Here is a 1,864-nt window from a genome sequence, read left to right on the forward strand (position 1 = left end):
GTTGAAAAATCACCGTAAAGTAATTGATAATCTGCACCGTCTCCATTCGCTATGTAAAGTTTGTTACTTGAATCCGAGCTGTAACCGGCCTGATAACCAATAGCAACATTATCTGAACCTGTCGTATTGCTGCCTAAAGCATCATAACCTATGGCAACATTATTATTACCAGTGGTATTTAAATTTAAAGGATTATAACCAATGGCTATATTATTTGCGCCCGTTGTGTTGTTATTTAAAGCACGGCCTCCAAGAGCCGTATTCTGATAACCAGTAGTATTAGCGTAAAGTGTATTGCTACCAAAAGCTGTATTGTAATTAGCCGTAGTATTTGATTGTAGTGCTCCATTACCAAGAGCAGCATTATCGCTACCCGTAGTATTAGCAGTTAAGGCGTAAGATCCAACGGCAGTATTGTAACCACCTGAGGTGTTGTTATAGAGCGAGTAAGCACCAGTGGCTACATTATTTACCCCTGTAGTGTTTTGGTAAAGTGCGCGGTTACCAAAAGCACTATTGTAACTACCCGTGGTATTTTTATATAGCGCATAATCTCCAACAGCACTATTTTCGGTTCCTGTTGTTGTGTAGTACATCGCAGATTGCCCGATAGCAGTATTTGAGTTTCCAGTTGCATTGTAGAGAGCTGTGTAGCCAACTGCGGTGTTATTGTTGCCAGTAGCATTAGTGTAAAGGGCGTTACTTCCAAGTGCAGTATTATAGTCACCGGTTGTATTGGAATATGCAGCTCGTAAGCCTATGCCTGTATTATCCATTCCAAAGGTATTGCTGTATAAGCTATAAGCGCCAACGGCTGTGTTGTAATTCCCGATGTTATTGAGTAGCGAATAGTATCCCAAGGCAGTATTTGAATCTCCACTAGAATTGTTATATAAAGCATCAGCACCAATTGCGACGTTTCTCATGCCATCACCAAGGTTTTGCAAGGCGCCTGATCCAAGCCCAAGATTTCCATCATTGTCTTCAACATCCGCTGCATCAGTGGTAATACCGCCATCACTTGGGTTAGGATTTTTTGAAATTGGTGGTAAAGGATTGACTGGTAACTGTCTTAAATTTGAGTTAAGTGTCTGATCTTCTAGTTCAGAATTGCAGGCACTTGCATCATCACTATCTACTTCACACAGCTCTTGTGCACCATATAAAACTTCAGAACCTTTATATTCCTCGGCTTCAAGCCCTAATGAAGTTAAGGATAATGTAAAGAGTGTGAGTAAAATACGCATTTAGTTGTTACTCAAATTTAATATCTTTTTCTTCTACACAAATTAACTGTGCTCGTAATACTGGTGGCTGGTTTAAATCCTGATTAGGCATCAATACTGCCATTGAGCCATCAAGTTTGTTCAGAATATTTGTGTACGGCACATTACCGTATCTTGATTCCCAAACGTAATTAAATTTATTCGAGACCGCGAAATTAAAAGTATCTGCCTCATCGACAGTCACTGAATTTTTATCAGTATCAACAACCAATTTAAGCTCAACTCTTTGGTTGTCATTCGTTAAACCGTTGCAGTAAATCTCAACCGATTTTGCGGAAACTGAACAGGCCGTTAAAAGTAGTAAAAAAAAGATATTTTTCATAATCAACCCCAATTTGAAATGCATAGTAATACCTTAATTTCTGAGGCTTCATAAGTAAATAGATTCAGCAAGATTTTTGTTGATAAAAAAGACGTAATTTTTACTTTAAAGTGGGAAAAATTATGACGTCTTTGATAGAAGATTTATTGGTTGCCAACATAACCAATCTATCAATACCAATACCAACACCAACCGCAGGAGGCATGCCGTACTTTAATGCGTCAATATAATCCTCGTCAAAAAACATAGCTTCACT

Annotated in this window: 2 protein-coding genes and 1 pseudogene; all 3 read right to left on the reverse strand. The window is 38.5% G+C overall.

Going from position 1 to position 1,864, the window contains the following annotated elements:
* A pseudogene (locus tag B4237_RS08890) lies at positions 1–1,247 on the reverse strand (hypothetical protein); the annotation flags it as partial.
* Between the two features lie 7 nt (positions 1,248–1,254).
* A complete protein-coding gene (locus B4237_RS08895; protein ID WP_286942772.1) occupies positions 1,255–1,608 on the reverse strand; it encodes a hypothetical protein in 354 nt (117 codons plus the stop codon).
* Between the two features lie 100 nt (positions 1,609–1,708).
* A partial coding sequence (locus tag B4237_RS08900) for an amino acid--tRNA ligase-related protein (RefSeq protein WP_286942775.1) occupies positions 1,709–1,864 on the reverse strand: 156 nt, incomplete at its 5' end.

It is taken from the genome of Acinetobacter sp. UBA6526, assembly GCF_002434875.1.
Lineage (GTDB): Bacteria > Pseudomonadota > Gammaproteobacteria > Pseudomonadales > Moraxellaceae > Acinetobacter > Acinetobacter venetianus.

Excerpts from the sequence above, each read along its gene's own strand:
- B4237_RS08895 (WP_286942772.1), bottom strand. The coding sequence starts at position 1,608 with ATGAAAAATATCTTTTTTTTACTACTTTTAACGGCCTGTTCAGTTTCC.